We start from the raw sequence: 14,283 nt of genomic DNA, 5'->3' as shown, positions 1-14,283 counted from the left end.
GACCGCCGGCCGAGTCAGCCCGAGTTAGGGCTGGTTTTCAATCATTGAGGCACGGCCCGCACTGAACGACCACTCATCCCGTTGAGTGGTGGTGATGACGATCATCACATCTTCCGGACGCAGTTGCAGGTTTTCTCCCAGCAGTGACGCCAGCCGTTGATAAAAACGCTGTTTGGTGGCGGTGTCGCGCGGGCGGCCGATGGTGATGTAAAACAGCACATAATCCGCCGAACGCGGCCCGCCCAGGTAGTCGCGGTCGTATATCAACTCGCCGGGGCGGTATTGATCGATGGCCTGAAACTTGTCGGCCGGCGGCACGTTGAAGGTTTCGACCAGCGCCTGATGCAGGCTGTCGGACAGGGTTTGCAGATACTCCGCTGATTTTCCCTGATGCAAGGCAATACGGCTGAAGGGCATAACGTTACTCCTGTTCCAATTCACGCAGGCGTGCCACGGCGCTAGCCGCCGCCGGCCAGCCGGCATAGAACGCCAGATGGGTGATCAATTCGGCAAGCTGCTCGCGGCTTACGCCGTTGCGTTGCGCCAGTTGCAAATGAAACGGCAGTTGCTCTACGCGGTTCAGCGCCACCAGCGCGGCGACGGTAATCAGGCTGCGTTCGCGCGGGCCAAGCTCCGGCCGCTGCCACACGTCGTCGAATAATACGCTGTCGCTGAGCTGCGCCAGCTTGGGGGCAATATCGCCGAATGCCTGTTGGCCGGCCTGTTGGGAAGGTTGCATCGTTTTCTCCTGCTGTTAACGGATAGCCTTAAGCTACTCGCCATCATGGCAGGTGAAAATCGGGATTTTTTACACCCATGATTCACAAAAACAGGATGGTTATTCCCCCAGAGTCAGCCGGCAAACCTTGCGGATAGGTTACGCGGGTATCCAGCAATCTATAAGTCTCACACATGACTCCGGCTGAAATCAGGAACCGTATCGCCAGCTGCCGATCCGTCACGACACTCGTCCGGGGAAGAAATTCACACTTTTCACAACTTTTTTAATCGTTCGATATGGAAATGAATATTTTGTCATAAATAGATCACATAACTGAGGTAAAAATTCCTCGCCGCAAACAAACAGGCGGCACAGTGAAACAGCAGTACAACTGATGATAAGCGTCTTTCAATCGAATAAAGCAGGGTAAATCATGAAACGTAATCTTCTGGCCGTTATTATTCCGGCACTTTTAATTGCGCAGACAGCACAGGCAGCAGAAATCTACAATAAAGACGGTAACAAGCTCGATTTTTACGGTCGTGTAAAAGCACTGCATTATTTCTCTGACGATACCGGTAATGATGGCGATAAAACCTACGTGCGTATCGGTTTTAAAGGCGCGACTCAAATTAACGATATGCTGACCGGCTACGGCCAGTGGGAATATCAGATTTCAGCTAACCATTCCGAAGCCGACAGCGCGAAAGACACCAAGACCCGTCTGGGCTTCGCCGGTCTGAAATACAAAAATCTCGGCTCATTCGACTACGGCCGCAACTACGGCATTATTTATGACGTGGGCGCCTGGACCGATATGCTGCCTGAGTTCGGCGATGACGCTTACGTCAAAACCGACAACTTCATGAACGGCCGCGCCAACGGCGTGGCAACCTACCGTAACAACGACTTCTTCGGCCTGGTCGACGGCCTGAAGTTCGCGGTACAGTACCAGGGCAAAAACGAAAACGATGGCCGTGCCGGCAGCAAGGCGAACGGCGACGGTTGGGGCCTGTCTTCCAGCTACGAAATCATCGACGGTCTGAGCCTGGGCGGCGCCTATGCCTCTTCCAACCGTACTGCAGGCCAAAAAGCAGGCACCTTCGGTAAAGGCGATAAAGCCGATATCTGGGCCGGCGGTCTGAAATACGACAACAACAGTGTTTACCTGGCCGCGACTTATTCGCAGAGCCATAACATCGTGCCTATTTCCGGCACCGCGACCATCAATAACAACGCTACCTCCGTCAGCGGCTTTGCCAACAAGGCGGAAGGCGTAGAATTGGTTGCGCAATATCTGTTCGACTTCGGCCTGCGCCCATCACTGGGTTATGTTCAGTCGAAAGGGAAAAATATTGAAGGCGTCGGCGATGCCGACCTGGTGAAATATATTGACGTTGGCGCTTACTACTACTTCAACAAGAACATGTCGACCTATATCGATTATAAAATCAACCAACTCGACGACAACAATAAGCTGGGCCTGAAAACCGACGATGTTGTCGCCGTTGCCCTGACTTATCAGTTCTGATGTGACGAATAACCACCACTGCAATCTTTAGCTTCGGCTACTTGAAAAGATTTATTTCGCCGGGCGGCTGCGCCCGGCTTTTTTCATTTACGCTTTCTGCCCTGGTCCCCTGCCCGATTCCCGCTCTGCATCCCGTCACCGCACGCAGAAACTTGCCTTGTAAAACAATAAGGTCTAGATGTAATACCCTATGGCTTTCACGTTGCAGACCACAAGCTTGCAGCCTGAAAGATGACGGATATCGCCTCCCTTTCCCACAGGAATAAGCCATGCACAACGATGGGCCGTTTGAGTATCACAGCGCCCTGCGCTACAGCAGCGACCAATTGGCGCAGATCCTCTGCCACTGTTTTGAAAACTACATTGTGCGTTTTGTCATTGACGGCGCCACCTTCGCCAGCCGTTTCGGCGCCGAAGACCTCAGCCTGAACGACAGCCTGATCGTCACCCATCAACAACAGCCGGTGGCGCTGGCGCTGATAAGCCGCCGTGGCCTGCACAGCCGGATAGCGGCGCTGTCCATTCGCCCGGAAATGCGCGGCAAAGGGCTGGGGAAAGCGCTGATGCAGCGTATCGTCGCCGACGCGCATAAGCGTGGCGATCGTCGGCTGTCGCTGGAGGTGATCGAAGGCAACGAGGCCGCACTGGCGCTCTATCATCAGGCCGGGCTGCGCATCGTCCGCACCCTGACCGGCCACCAGGCCGATGAACCGGCAACCGCCGACGTGGCGGCGCTGCAAGAGATTGACCCGTTGACCGTCTCGCACCGCCTGACCGCCGAAGGCGCCACCGACCAGCCCTGGCTGATCGCACCGGAATCGCTCTACAAGCTGCACGGCAAACCGCACGCCTTCACCCTTGACCGCCAGGCCTATGCGGTGGTGCAGGCCGGGGCCGAGAAGTGTTTCCTGCGCATGATCTACGTGCCGCCGCAGCACCGTGGCAAAGGGCATGCCCGAGCGCTGCTGGCCGCGTTGCAGGCGCAGTTTTCGCCGCTGCCGCTGGCAGCCAACGTTTACGTTCCCGAGGTAGCAGCGCCCTTCTTTGACCGGCTCGGCTGGCGGCAAGACGCGCTACGCCAGTTTGAGATGGCGATGACGTTGAATACCGCACAATAACCACCCGAAAGTTATCCCTTAAATGCAGAGCAGGAGAAAACATGCAGAAAATGACCCTTGGCGCGGCGATCGGCATTGCGCTATTGACGCTGACCGGCTGCGCGCAGCCGCCGAAAACCGATCTGCAGGCCCAACAGCGGCTGGCGGACCAGTCGGTGCTGGCGCTGAACTGGTTCCAGCAGTCCGGTGAATACCAGGCGTTGGCGCACCAGGCGTTCAACAGCGGCAAACGCGCCTTCGATCAGGCCAAGGCCGCACCGGGCAAGAAGAAAGCCGTGGTGGTCGATCTGGACGAAACCCTGCTGGACAATAGCCCGTATTCCGGCTGGCAGGCGCAGCAAGGCAAGCCGTTCGCCGCCGACACCTGGGCCAAATGGTCGCAGGCCGAACAGGCGGGGGCCGTGCCGGGCGCGGTGCAGTTTGCCCGCTACGTCAACAGCCACCAGGGCACGATGTTCTACGTCTCCAATCGCAAAGTGTCCGAATACGCCGCTACGGTCGCCAATATGCAGAAACTGGGCTTTACCGGCATGTCGGAAAAAACCGTACTGCTCAGCAGCGACACGTCCAACAAGCAGGCGCGCTTTGACGCCATCAAACAGGCAGGCTATGACATCGTGGTGTACGCCGGCGACAACCTGAACGACTTCGGCGCGGCAACCTATCACAAGGATAACGCGCAACGTCGGGCATTCGTCAGCGATAATCAAAGCAGGTTCGGCACCGAGTTTATCGTGCTGCCTAACCCGCTGTACGGCGACTGGGAAAGCGGTATGGCCCGCGATTACAACAAGCTGACGCCGGAGCAGAAGCTGCAAATCCGCCAACAGGCCATCAAGGCCTGGAACGGGCAGTAATCGCGTAAAAGCAGCGTACTTTTTTCCATTACATTCGCGCTCTGCGCATACCCTATGGATTTCAAGTTACAGCTAGGCGGCAAGCTCGTTCAGCCCCAGGAGCTTACTCAAGTAAGTGACTGGGGTGAACGAGTGCGGCCAACAACGCTGTAGCTTGAAAGACGACGGGTATACTCACAATAATTTGTACATATAACTGGTGGCATCCAGCGCACCGCCATTGCTGGCGCGGGCGTACTGCGGAATGCTTCCCGCCAGCTGAAACCCGAGTTGACGGTACATGCCCTCGGCCGTGTCGCCGGTCAGGGTATCCAGCACCAATAAATGCCGCTGATGCTGAATCGCTCTTTGCTGAATTTGCAGCATCAGCTCACGGGCGATGCCCTGGCGGCGAGCCTGCGGATGCACCATCAATTTCACTACCTCGGCGCGGTGGCGGCCGTTGTCAGGCATGTCCAGCAGCAGTTGCACCGTGCCGACCACTCGCCCCGCTTGCCGGGCGACCAGCAGGAGCCTTTCCTCACGCTCAATCGCCGGCAGCAGACGGCGCCAGAACGCCTGTGCCTGTTCCAGGGTGAAAGGCATCACAAAACCAATGCTCGCGCCTTGCGATACGCTGGCTTGCAACATCTCGGCCAGCTCGGGAACGGCGCTTTGTGCCGCCTCGGCATTCAGTTGCTGTATCTCAATCATGATCAGGGCCTGCAGATAACAAGGGTGTAATGGGCCGGCACGGTGCCGGGCACGGCAAACCTGGAAGCGCCGAACAGCCGGTAACGCAGACAGTCGCCAGGTTCAAGCTGGAAGGTGCGGTCCTCAAGCGTCAGCTCGAGCCGGCCTTCCAACAGCCAAAGATGGTGCTCGAGCGCATGTACCGAAGGCGCGTCATAGGCGATTTCCGCCCCGGCTTCAAGCCGACACTCGATAAACTCCGCCTTGAACAGCGCGGCGGGCGGCGATACCGAGCGGCGATGAAAACCGCTGGCGCTGTCGACCCACACCGGTTGCTGCTCGCGGTGCAGCAGTTCCGGCGGCTCATCCTCGACCTCGCTCAGCAGACGTGACATGGTCAGCCCATACGCCGAGCACAGCTTGTTCAGCAACGAAGCGGTCGGGCTGGTTTCCGCACGCTCCACTCGCGACAGCGTCGCCCGGCTGATGCCGGTTTGCTGCGCCAATTCCTCCAGCGACCAACTCTGCCACTGACGCAAGTCAGACAACCGCTGCGCCAAGCGGAGATCGGCGCTTTCCATTCCGTTATCCATTCTCATGCTCCCGATGATAAATCCCATATAAGAGAAATAATCTCAAATAAGAGATTCGTCAACCGGATTTTAAAACAGGCCGCACAGGGTGATGAAAATCAGCATGCTCAGCAGCACCACCGCCAACATATTGCGCAAGAAAAACGCCAGTATCACCGCAAACAGCGCCCCCCACAGATAAGGGTTATCCGGCATCGCGCGCAGGGTATCGCCGCTGAAAGCCAGGATCGGTCCGCAGATCGCCGTCAGCACCGCCGGCACGGAAAAACTCAGCAGGCGCCTGTAGCGCGGCGACAGCCGCACCGGCAGGCCCGGCGCCAAAAAACAGTAACGATTGAAAAACACCACCAGCCCCATCAGCACTATCGTCAGCCAAATCATGGGCGCCCCTTGCTGCACAGCATGCCGGCGCCCATCGCCGCAACGGTGGTGATAATCAACGCGCCCGGCACCTGAAAATAATGCAGCGCCACCGACAGCGGCAACGCAGTCAGTACGCATGCCAGCACCGGCAGGCTACGGATCATCGGCACCACGATGGCGATAAACGTGGCGGCAATGGAGAAATCCAGGCCATAACGGTCCAGATCCTCGGCGCTGCCGGCGGCCAGCACGCCCAACAGAGTGAAAAAAATCCAGCTCAGGTAAAAGGTCAGCCCGGCGCCCAGCGCGTACCAGCGGTTAAAGCGCGCCGGAGCCTGGTTGCCGGTGAGGGCAAACAGCTCATCGGTCAACAGGAACCCCAACAGCAAACGCCAGCGCAAAGGGAGCGGCGCTACGCTTTCCCGCAGCCGCAGGCCATACAGAAAATGCTGGGCGGTGACAAAAAAGGTCGAGACCAAGATGGCCAGCAACCCCGCCCCGCCTTTGATCATGCCCATCGCCACCAGTTGCGAGGCGCCGGCAAAGACAATGGCCGACATGCCCAGCCCCTGCGCCGCCGTCAGGCCGCTCTGGATGGCCATCGACCCCGCCAGGATGCCCCAGGGCAACACCGCCAGACACAGCGGCAGAATCGCCGCCGCCCCTTGCAACGCCGGGCGCAGCCGGGACACCGGCGGTTCGCTGAGGATTGATAAATGCGTCATGCTGTTCTCCTTCGTTTGAAGGCACAGCCTACGGCAGGATGCTTCCGGGGTATTGCACAGGATTGCGCTGCTATTTCAGCGACTTAACATAGTCGCCGGGCGTGATGCCCATAGATTTGCGGAAATGGCGGTGGAAATGGCTTTGATCGTGAAAACCGCTGCTCAGCGCACTGTCCAGCACGCCGTGGCCGGCCTTCAGCATTTGGCGCGCCTTGCGCAGCCGGGCCTGGATTTGGTAAGCATGCGGCGGCAAACCTGTGGCCAATTGAAACTGACGCAGCAGATAGTAAGGGCTGAGCGCCACCCGTTCCGCCAGCTCCAGCAACGAAATGTCCGCCTCGGGGAAATCATCCAGAAAAGCCTTTACCTGCGTGACCTGGCGCTGCGCCTTACTCTGCGGCGCGGGGTCGATGCGGTTTTTCCCGTGCCGCAGCATCAGCCAGGTGAGCGCGGAAAACACCATGGTTTCTTTCAGCAGACGGTTTTCATCGCTGCGCAGCAGGCTGAACGCCAACCGCAACTGGCCGGCAAGGCCGACATCGTGAATCACCGGACTGGGGAAATAAGGCGTTGCCCCGGCGCCGGTTTTCAAATCTCGCGAGAGAAACGCCAGCAACTCCGGGGTAGGATACATCGCCTGATAAGACCAGCCGTCTTCGCTGGCGGCGCTGCCGGTATGGATATCGTCGGCGTTGACCAGAATAATGCTGCCCAGCGGCGCCACGTGCTCGCCGCCGGTCCGATAAAAACGCTGGGCGCCGTCGTCGATCACCCCCACGCAAAAGCCTTCGTGGCTGTGGCGCGAGAAAGTCTGACGGCGATAGGTGGCCTGCAGCACCCCCAGCCCGCCGAGTTCGTCGACGTGCATAAAGCTGGCCTGCTCCCGACGAGCGTTACGCCCTGCGCTTTCCACCATAATATCCGCCTCCGCTGAATGAAGTTTATTCTATCATTCAGTGGACGGATGGTTTTGTACAAAATTGCCCGTCTCGTCGGCCGGCGGCGCGATGGCCGCACAGCGCCAGGCGCTGAACACCGCCAGCAACGGCGCCAGGGCAAACAGCAGGAATAACCAGCGTGCGGCATTGGCCGCCCCCACCGCGCCGCCCGGCTCGTTCAACCCGGCCAGATTCGCGATCATCCCGGCCAGCGCCGCGCCAAAGGCAGTGGCAAACAGCTGCACCGTGGTGATGGATGCGCCGGCGATATCCTTATCCGCTTCAGGGGCGACCTGCAGGATCCGCGTCAACAGATGCGGCCAGCCGAAACCGATGCCGAATCCCACCAGCGTCAGCGCGATCACGATCGGCGTCAACGCCAGCCAGTGGCCGCCGGAAGAGGTCGGCATCAGAATAGCCAGCGCCAGCAACCCCACCAGCACGAACAGCGGCCCGCTGATGATCGCCCGGCGGATGCCCGCGCTGCGCCAGCCGGAACTGAGGATTTCCGACAGCGTCCACCCCGCCGCCATGGTGGCCGCAATGTAGCCGGAGATCAGCGGCGATTGGCCATGCAGGGTTTGCAGGAAGTAAGGCACGAAGATTTCGCTGGTCATGCCAACCACCAGCAGGGAGACGGTGATATACAGCGAGGCCAGTTGGGAGCCGCGACGCAGAGCGCCCTGCGGCAGCAGCCGTGCACGAGAGTGCGCCTCACGCTGTATCAGCCAGGCCATCAACAGCAGCGCCAGAGCAATGCCACCCAGGTTGATCCACGCGCTGTCCGCCAGGCTACCGGCGGACACCACCAGCACCGCCGTCGCCAACAGCAGCAGCTGAGCCGCCGGCAGCGGTGCCGCCTGTTGCTGGGGTTTGCCCTTGGGCAGGATCAGGAAAGTGAAACCGGCGTACAGTACCATGATCGGCAGCAGGATGCCGAAAGCCCAGCGCCAGGCATGCAGTTCGGCAAAAATCCCGCCCACCGCCGGCCCCACCAGCGTCGCAATGCCCCACATCGCCGACACCAATGCCATCGCGCGCGGCCACAGCTTTTGCTCAAATACCAGGTTGATCATGGCATAGGACAACGCAAAGATCAGACCGCCGCCAAACCCCTGCACCGTTCGGCCGATCAACATCACCGGCATCGACGGCGCCAGCGCACACAGCATCGCCCCGGCGATAAAAAACAGCGACGCCACCAGATAGGCGCTGCGTGCGCCATAGCCGCTGAGCAACCGCGCGGATAAGGCAGAGCCGAGAATGGACGCCACCACAAACAGCGTGGTGTTCCAGGCATAGAGATTCAGGCCGCCGATATCCTGCACCACCGAGGGCAAAATGGTGGTGGCGACCAGAATATTGATGGCGTGCAGCGCGACGCCGAGTGAGAGCGCGATCGCACTGGCACCGTTTTTGCCGGAGAAAAGATCGCCCCAGCGGCTATCATCGTTAGTTATCACGGTTATCGTCCTGTTTTCAGAGTAATGGCATTGAGTTGCGGGTGATATTGCGCTAAATTTAACAAGTGTTAACTTGGAATAATGGTAGGGCGAGGCGGAGAAATATGTCAAGAATAAACTTGGAAAATAGCGATGGCACCACACAGTCGGTCAGTGACCGTTTGTTGACGCTATTGAAAACCCGCGGCCCACAACAGGCGTCTGATGCAGGGAAAGTCCTTGGCACCACCGGTGAAGCTGCGCGCCAGCAGTTCGTCAAGCTGGCGAAAGAGGGCTTGGTTGAAGCGGTGGCGGAAACGCGCGGCGTCGGCCGCCCGGTGCAGCTGTGGCACCTGACCGTCGCCGGCAATGCGCGTTTTCCGGATACCCATTCCGAATTGACGGTGCAACTGCTGCGCACCGTGCGCGACAAACTGGGCGAACAGGCGATCGACTTGCTGATCGATACCCGTGAACAGGAAACGCGCATTAACTACAAACAGGCAATGATCGGCGCGATCGATTTGCAAGAGCGCGTCGCGCGCCTGACGGCCATCCGTACCCGCGAAGGCTACATGGCCGAATGGCACGCCCAGGAAGACGGCTCGTTTCTGTTGGTGGAAAATCACTGCCCGATCTGCGCCGCCGCCACCGTCTGCCAGGGATTCTGCCGCGCGGAACTGAGCATTTTCACCGAGGTGCTGCAGGCGCAGGTCGAGCGTTCCGAGCATATCCTGGCCGGCGCGCGCCGTTGCGCTTATCGTATCTCGTTGCTGTAAACAGGCCCACCCCCATGCACCGGGCGAAACCGCAATGAAAACGCATGCCGGATTCTGGCTGGCGACGCTGGGGATCAACGTCGCCTGGCTGTTGGCGGTCCTGGGGCGCGATCGGGTCAATGCCGTACTGCTGGCCGGCGCGGTGCTGGCGCTCATCTTTACCCCGGCGCACCGGCGGCGGTGGGCGCTGTTGGCCGCCCTGACCGGTATCCTGATGGACAGCCTGTGGAGCTACGCCGGCGTGCTGCATTTCAGCGGCCACAGCCTGTTGCCGTTATGGATGATTGCCCTGTGGCTGGCCTTCGGCTGCTGGTGGTTTTGGCTGCTGGATCTGATCAAAACCGCCCCTTTGCCGCTGGCGGTCCTGGGTTCCATCGCCGGGCCGCTGGCGGGCATCGTCGGCTGGAAGTTGGGAGCAATACAGCCGGGCGCCGCGCCGGAAATCATGCTGTTGCTGCTCTCTGTCGGTTGGGCCGTCTTTCTGCCCGCCGTAAGTTGGCCGCGTCTGAACAAGCCGGCCCCGTAACGGCGCAGGCTTGCCTGCCATTCCTTTTTCACCGGCACTTTTCCCATTAAAAAAGTACTGAAAAGCGTTGCTTATCCGCCACCCGATCGGGTTTACTGAGTCCTCTAATAATAACCTTCCCTGCAGAATAAAAACCCATGCTTAGCCAACATAGCCGTAACGTCCTGCCGTTAATCGGGGCGCTGTTCACGTTATATATTGTTTGGGGGTCGACCTACTTCGCTATTCGTCTGGGCGTAGAGAGCTGGCCGCCGTTGATGATGGCCGGTATCCGCTTTCTGGTCGCCGGGATCGTGCTGTTCAGTTTCCTGGCGCTGCGCGGCCATGCCCTGCCAACGCCAAAACAGTGGCTGGCCGCCGGCGCCATCGGCATTTTGCTGTTGGCGGTGGGCAATGGCCTGGTGACCGTGGCGGAGCATCAGAACGTGCCTTCCGGCATTGCCGCGGTGATGGTGGCGACGGTACCGCTGTTTACCCTGTGTTTCAGCCTGCTGTGGGGCATGCGCAATACCAAACTGGAATGGGCGGGCATCGCGCTGGGCCTGGTGGGGATCGTGCTGCTGAATACCGGCAATAACCTGGTCGGCAACCCGACCGGCGCGCTGCTGATCCTGCTGGCTTCCGCCAGTTGGGCGTTTGGATCGGTGCTGGGATCACGCATCTCTCTCCCCGCCGGGCCGATGGCCGGCGCGGCGGAAATGCTGGTCGCCGGCGTGGTGTTGCTGGCGGTAAGCCAACTGAGCGGCGAACGCCTCACCCAGATGCCCAGCGCCAAAGGCTTCTTCGCGCTGGGTTACCTGATCGTCTTCGGCTCCATGCTGGCGATCAGCGCTTACATGTTTTTGCTGAAAAACGTGCGCCCGGCGGTGGCGACCAGCTATGCCTACGTCAACCCGGTGGTCGCGGTGCTGCTCGGCATCGGCTTTGCCGGCGAGTCGCTGGCGCCGCGCGAATGGGTCGCGCTGGTGATTATCGTCGCTGCGGTGGTGCTGGTGACGCTGGGCAAATACCTGTTCACCCGCCCGGCAAGCCGTATAAACAGAAAATAGCATGCCCAAAATAGCGGGAGTGGCGGCAAGACCGTAAATCCCCGGGAGCTGAGTAAACCCAGTGACCGGGGTATGACCCGGGGCGAAGATATTCGCCCCTGCACCGCCGCCAACAAGGCTGCGACGGGAAACACCACGGGTATAAAAACCGGTCTTGTTTCACCCGACAAAGGGTCTATAATTCCCGCTGTTCCGAACAACCTGCGAAATTATTCCTATGCTGAAAAAAGCGTTTATCCTCGTTATCGCCCTGGCCGCCTTTGGTTCACTGGGTGGCGTATTCCTGGCCGGGCTGAATATGTACACCCGTTCCACCACGCCGCTCGAAGAGAGCAGCACCACCACCAGCGACGCCGCCGTCAGCACGGCTCCGGCAGACAGCATTCAGACCAAGTGATGCGCCATCCAGCCCTGGCAACGTTGCTGTAAAAAACGTTGCAACAGCCTGACGCGCTCCGATACCTGCGAACGGTGCGGGCACACCAGGCTGATGGGCACCGCATCGCTTTGCCATTCCGGCAATAGCTGCACCAGGCGCCCCGCGTGAATGTCCGCCACCACATCGATGGCCGATTTACGGACAATACCGTGCCCGGCCAGCGCCCAGCGCCGCGCCACCTCGCCGTCGTCGGTAAAATAATGGCCGTTCAACGGCACTTCAATGCACTCGTCCCCGCGCCACAAGCGCCATTCGGCCTGCCTGCGCCCGCTGGGCTGATAAATCAGAATGCCGTGTTGCGCCAGTTCCGCCGGCGTCTGCGGCGCGCCATACCTTTGCAGATAAGCCGGGCTGGCGCAGATTAAGCGCCGGTGCTGCGGCAAAATGGGCAGCGCCACCAGCGAAGAATCCGCCAGTTGGCCAAAGCGCAGCGCAATGTCTACCGGCTCGCGGAACAGATCGGCCTGGCGGTCGTTAATCAGCAATTGCAGCTGAATATGCGGGTGCTGAAGCTTGAATTCGTCCAGCCATCCCAACAACAGGTTGCGGCCAAAATCCGACGGCGCAGAAATTTGCAGCACGCCGGATAGCCCCTGGTGTTTCTCGCGTATCGCCTGTTCCCCTTCCGCCAACGCGCCTAACGCCAGCCGGGCGCTATCAAGATAACGCCGCCCTTCCTCCGTCAACCGCAGGCTGCGGGTGGATCGCACCAACAACCGTACCCCCAGCCGCTGCTCCAGCCGTTTAACCGCAATGCTGGCCGCCGCCGGGGTGATATCCAGCGCGCGTGCCGCCTCTGAAAAACTGCCGCCGTCAACCGTGCGAACGAACACGTCGAGATCGATAAAGGATGTCATGGGGATCCTGGCGTTGCGCCTATTATTAAAAATAATTTACAAGTGTTTGCCATTTAGGCTGATTGTTCGCGGATTTTCAATGGCTGATGATAGATAACATCGACATTCATGGCAATCGAGGCACTATCATGACCATCTCTCCTTCTTCCCTGAACCGGCAAAAGCTGGTGATCATCGGCGGCAACAGCGGCATCGGCGCGGCGGTGGCTTACGCCGCCGTGGCAAAGGGCGCCAGCGTAGTGCTGGCCTCACGCCGCAGCGGGTGCATGCAGCACTATCAACCTGCCGACGGCGGCAACCTGCGGGTAATGCAGGCGGACGTCACCGACGAAGATTCGCTGCGTGTGCTGTTCGCCGAGGTCGGCGAGTTCGATCATCTGGTGTTCACCGCCGGGCCGGTGGTCCAGGCCAAACTGCTGGCGGATACGGATTTTGACGAGGCGCAGGCCAATTTCGACGTCAAACTGTGGGGCGCATTGCGCGCCATACAGGCTGCGCTGCCTACCTTGTCACCGCAGGGCTCCATCACCCTGACCTCCGGCCAGCTGTCGCGCAAATACCTCAGCGGGCAGTTGATTAAAACCGGCATCAATGCGGCGCTGGAGGCCATTGGCAAACAGTTGGCGAAAGAGTTGGCGCCGCGACGGGTCAACGTGGTCAGCCCCGGCGTTACCGTCACCGAAGCTTACGATGCCCTTGGCGCCGAACAGCGTCAGGCGATGTTCGCCAACATCGGCGCCGGGCTGCCGGTCGGGCGCGTCGGCCAGGCGGCGGACGTGGCGGCAGGGTATCTGCTGGCAATGGAAAACGGCTTTATCACCGGCAGCGTGATTGATATCGACGGCGGCGGCCTGCTGTAAATGTGGAAAGCGCCGCCTGGGGGATCGCCTACAGCGCCGTCACCCCCAGCGCGGCAGCCTGTTGTTCCAGTGCGGTGATTTTTTGGTACGCCGAACGGGGGACCAGCGTGAAATCGCCGATCAGCAGGCTGTCGCTCACCGCTTCCCCCACCATCGCCTTCGCTCCGGCGCGCAATATTTGCAGCTGTTCCGGCGGCGTATGCGCGGAGGTAATCAGCGGCAGCCCCGGAACGACGGCCGTCCGGCCAATAATTTTCAGCCCCGCCAGCGCCTGCGGTTGCGCCCGTTTGAGCAATTCCAGGCTGACGCAGTCGATGGCCGCAATGTCCGCTTCGCGGTTTTGGATCAGTTTGAGCGATTGATAATGCGCGCCGGAGGCGATGGCGGCGCGAAAGAATTTTCCGTCTTGCGCCAAAGGCGCGATCAGCGCGCGCAGGCTGTTATGGCCTGACTGCGAATCGGTGCTGTTATAGGCCGCGACCCGGCCGCGGAAATCCGCCAGGCTTTCGCCCGGCTCATCATCGCGTACCACCAACCAGCTGCTGTACTCCGGCCCCTCGCAACCCTCGACGCGATAGTGATAAGTGCCGACCAGTTGTACCTGCGGCAGGCTGCTGACCAGCGGATAACCGCAGGTCTGGCTGAGCAAGAGATCGTCCTGCTGCCAGTGCCGCGCCAAGTCCTGCGGCCAACTCAATTGCGGCGGCAAATCCGCCAGCCCCAAATCTTGAAGTTTTTCGCGCAGCACCTGCCAAAAGGCCTCGGCCGGTTGATGCGTAACGCCGTACATCGGCAAAGATACCTGCTTCATGT

At 59.9% G+C, this 14,283-nt stretch carries 18 protein-coding genes; 8 read left to right on the top strand and 10 right to left on the bottom strand.

Annotated elements, in window-relative coordinates; genetic code table 11:
* Positions 1-24: 24 nt before the first annotated feature.
* Complete coding sequence (locus JK621_RS05995) at positions 25-417, bottom strand: tautomerase family protein (RefSeq protein WP_212559025.1); 393 nt, start codon at positions 415-417, stop codon at positions 25-27.
* A 4-nt stretch (positions 418-421) separates the two neighbouring features.
* Positions 422-739: a carboxymuconolactone decarboxylase family protein gene (locus JK621_RS05990; RefSeq protein ID WP_004942194.1), complete on the bottom strand. Its 318-nt coding sequence runs from the start codon at positions 737-739 to the stop codon at positions 422-424.
* 415 nt (positions 740-1,154) lie between these two features.
* Here JK621_RS05990 and ompC point away from each other — a divergent pair, with 415 nt between their 5' ends.
* The 3 genes from ompC to JK621_RS05975 all read left to right on the top strand — a co-directional run bounded on the left by ompC (position 1,155) and on the right by JK621_RS05975 (position 4,227).
* Positions 1,155-2,252, top strand: coding sequence for a porin OmpC (gene ompC / locus JK621_RS05985; RefSeq protein ID WP_212559024.1), 1,098 nt, complete (start codon positions 1,155-1,157; stop codon positions 2,250-2,252).
* 269 nt (positions 2,253-2,521) lie between these two features.
* Entirely contained in the window at positions 2,522-3,370 is an 849-nt protein-coding gene (locus tag JK621_RS05980; protein WP_212559023.1) for a GNAT family N-acetyltransferase, read from the top strand.
* 41 nt (positions 3,371-3,411) lie between these two features.
* Positions 3,412-4,227 carry a 5'-nucleotidase, lipoprotein e(P4) family gene (locus JK621_RS05975; protein ID WP_212559022.1) on the top strand — a complete coding sequence of 272 codons (816 nt, stop codon included), beginning with the start codon at positions 3,412-3,414 and terminating at the stop codon, positions 4,225-4,227.
* A 174-nt stretch (positions 4,228-4,401) separates the two neighbouring features.
* On the opposite strand, the gene JK621_RS05970 is transcribed toward JK621_RS05975, so the two are convergent.
* The 6 genes from JK621_RS05970 to JK621_RS05945 form a co-directional block, all read right to left on the bottom strand.
* A complete protein-coding gene (locus JK621_RS05970; RefSeq protein ID WP_212559021.1) occupies positions 4,402-4,920 on the bottom strand; it encodes a GNAT family N-acetyltransferase in 519 nt (172 codons plus the stop codon).
* 2 nt (positions 4,921-4,922) lie between these two features.
* A complete protein-coding gene (locus tag JK621_RS05965) occupies positions 4,923-5,492 on the bottom strand; it encodes a helix-turn-helix domain-containing protein (protein ID WP_212559020.1) in 570 nt (189 codons plus the stop codon).
* Positions 5,493-5,561: 69 nt separating this feature from the next.
* Positions 5,562-5,873 (bottom strand): AzlD domain-containing protein, encoded by a 312-nt coding sequence (locus JK621_RS05960; protein ID WP_212559019.1) that lies wholly within the window; start codon positions 5,871-5,873, stop codon positions 5,562-5,564.
* On the bottom strand, positions 5,870-6,580 hold the full coding sequence (locus tag JK621_RS05955) for an AzlC family ABC transporter permease (RefSeq protein ID WP_212559018.1): 711 nt from the start codon (positions 6,578-6,580) through the stop codon (positions 5,870-5,872). Before JK621_RS05955 ends, JK621_RS05960 begins: the two co-directional genes overlap by 4 nt.
* Positions 6,581-6,650: 70 nt before the next feature.
* Positions 6,651-7,496 carry an AraC family transcriptional regulator gene (locus tag JK621_RS05950; protein WP_212559017.1) on the bottom strand — a complete coding sequence of 282 codons (846 nt, stop codon included), beginning with the start codon at positions 7,494-7,496 and terminating at the stop codon, positions 6,651-6,653.
* Between the two features lie 33 nt (positions 7,497-7,529).
* Positions 7,530-8,981 (bottom strand): MFS transporter, encoded by a 1,452-nt coding sequence (locus tag JK621_RS05945; protein ID WP_212559016.1) that lies wholly within the window; start codon positions 8,979-8,981, stop codon positions 7,530-7,532.
* A gap of 104 nt (positions 8,982-9,085) precedes the next feature.
* Here JK621_RS05945 and JK621_RS05940 point away from each other — a divergent pair, with 104 nt between their 5' ends.
* The 4 genes from JK621_RS05940 (at position 9,086) to JK621_RS05925 (ending at position 11,711) form a co-directional block, all read left to right on the top strand.
* Positions 9,086-9,739 (top strand): helix-turn-helix transcriptional regulator, encoded by a 654-nt coding sequence (locus tag JK621_RS05940; protein ID WP_212559015.1) that lies wholly within the window; start codon positions 9,086-9,088, stop codon positions 9,737-9,739.
* A gap of 34 nt (positions 9,740-9,773) precedes the next feature.
* Positions 9,774-10,265 (top strand): DUF2878 domain-containing protein, encoded by a 492-nt coding sequence (locus tag JK621_RS05935; protein WP_212559014.1) that lies wholly within the window; start codon positions 9,774-9,776, stop codon positions 10,263-10,265.
* Between the two features lie 137 nt (positions 10,266-10,402).
* Complete coding sequence (gene yedA / locus JK621_RS05930) at positions 10,403-11,314, top strand: drug/metabolite exporter YedA (protein ID WP_212559013.1); 912 nt, start codon at positions 10,403-10,405, stop codon at positions 11,312-11,314.
* Between the two features lie 217 nt (positions 11,315-11,531).
* A complete protein-coding gene (locus JK621_RS05925) occupies positions 11,532-11,711 on the top strand; it encodes a hypothetical protein (protein WP_212559012.1) in 180 nt (59 codons plus the stop codon).
* Here the strand turns inward: JK621_RS05925 and JK621_RS05920 are convergent.
* On the bottom strand, positions 11,699-12,610 hold the full coding sequence (locus JK621_RS05920; protein WP_212559011.1) for a LysR family transcriptional regulator: 912 nt from the start codon (positions 12,608-12,610) through the stop codon (positions 11,699-11,701). The genes JK621_RS05925 and JK621_RS05920 overlap by 13 nt on opposite strands.
* A gap of 128 nt (positions 12,611-12,738) precedes the next feature.
* On the opposite strand from JK621_RS05920, the gene JK621_RS05915 reads away from it, so the two are divergent.
* Positions 12,739-13,470: an SDR family oxidoreductase gene (locus JK621_RS05915; RefSeq protein ID WP_212559010.1), complete on the top strand. Its 732-nt coding sequence runs from the start codon at positions 12,739-12,741 to the stop codon at positions 13,468-13,470.
* Positions 13,471-13,498: 28 nt separating this feature from the next.
* Here JK621_RS05915 and JK621_RS05910 read toward each other — a convergent pair whose 3' ends face one another.
* A complete protein-coding gene (locus JK621_RS05910; protein ID WP_212559009.1) occupies positions 13,499-14,281 on the bottom strand; it encodes a phosphate/phosphite/phosphonate ABC transporter substrate-binding protein in 783 nt (260 codons plus the stop codon).
* Between the last annotated feature and the right edge of the window lie 2 nt (positions 14,282-14,283).

Source organism: Serratia plymuthica (assembly GCF_018336935.1).
Taxonomy (GTDB): domain Bacteria; phylum Pseudomonadota; class Gammaproteobacteria; order Enterobacterales; family Enterobacteriaceae; genus Serratia; species Serratia plymuthica_B.
The sequence above is the reverse complement of the archived record's forward strand: the minus strand, read 5'-3'. Positions and strand labels throughout refer to the sequence as shown.

Coding starts and splice junctions, on each gene's coding strand:
- JK621_RS05995 (WP_212559025.1), bottom strand. CDS start 417: ATGCCCTTCAGCCGTATTGCCTTGCATCAGGGAAAATCAGCGGAGTAT.
- JK621_RS05990 (WP_004942194.1), bottom strand. CDS start 739: ATGCAACCTTCCCAACAGGCCGGCCAACAGGCATTCGGCGATATTGCC.
- yedA (WP_212559013.1), top strand. CDS start 10,403: ATGCTTAGCCAACATAGCCGTAACGTCCTGCCGTTAATCGGGGCGCTG.
- JK621_RS05960 (WP_212559019.1), bottom strand. CDS start 5,873: ATGATTTGGCTGACGATAGTGCTGATGGGGCTGGTGGTGTTTTTCAAT.
- JK621_RS05955 (WP_212559018.1), bottom strand. CDS start 6,580: ATGACGCATTTATCAATCCTCAGCGAACCGCCGGTGTCCCGGCTGCGC.
- JK621_RS05935 (WP_212559014.1), top strand. CDS start 9,774: ATGAAAACGCATGCCGGATTCTGGCTGGCGACGCTGGGGATCAACGTC.
- JK621_RS05950 (WP_212559017.1), bottom strand. CDS start 7,496: ATGGTGGAAAGCGCAGGGCGTAACGCTCGTCGGGAGCAGGCCAGCTTT.
- JK621_RS05980 (WP_212559023.1), top strand. CDS start 2,522: ATGCACAACGATGGGCCGTTTGAGTATCACAGCGCCCTGCGCTACAGC.
- JK621_RS05915 (WP_212559010.1), top strand. CDS start 12,739: ATGACCATCTCTCCTTCTTCCCTGAACCGGCAAAAGCTGGTGATCATC.
- JK621_RS05910 (WP_212559009.1), bottom strand. CDS start 14,281: ATGAAGCAGGTATCTTTGCCGATGTACGGCGTTACGCATCAACCGGCC.
- ompC (WP_212559024.1), top strand. CDS start 1,155: ATGAAACGTAATCTTCTGGCCGTTATTATTCCGGCACTTTTAATTGCG.
- JK621_RS05975 (WP_212559022.1), top strand. CDS start 3,412: ATGCAGAAAATGACCCTTGGCGCGGCGATCGGCATTGCGCTATTGACG.
- JK621_RS05940 (WP_212559015.1), top strand. CDS start 9,086: ATGTCAAGAATAAACTTGGAAAATAGCGATGGCACCACACAGTCGGTC.
- JK621_RS05925 (WP_212559012.1), top strand. CDS start 11,532: ATGCTGAAAAAAGCGTTTATCCTCGTTATCGCCCTGGCCGCCTTTGGT.
- JK621_RS05970 (WP_212559021.1), bottom strand. CDS start 4,920: ATGATTGAGATACAGCAACTGAATGCCGAGGCGGCACAAAGCGCCGTT.
- JK621_RS05920 (WP_212559011.1), bottom strand. CDS start 12,610: ATGACATCCTTTATCGATCTCGACGTGTTCGTTCGCACGGTTGACGGC.
- JK621_RS05965 (WP_212559020.1), bottom strand. CDS start 5,492: ATGGATAACGGAATGGAAAGCGCCGATCTCCGCTTGGCGCAGCGGTTG.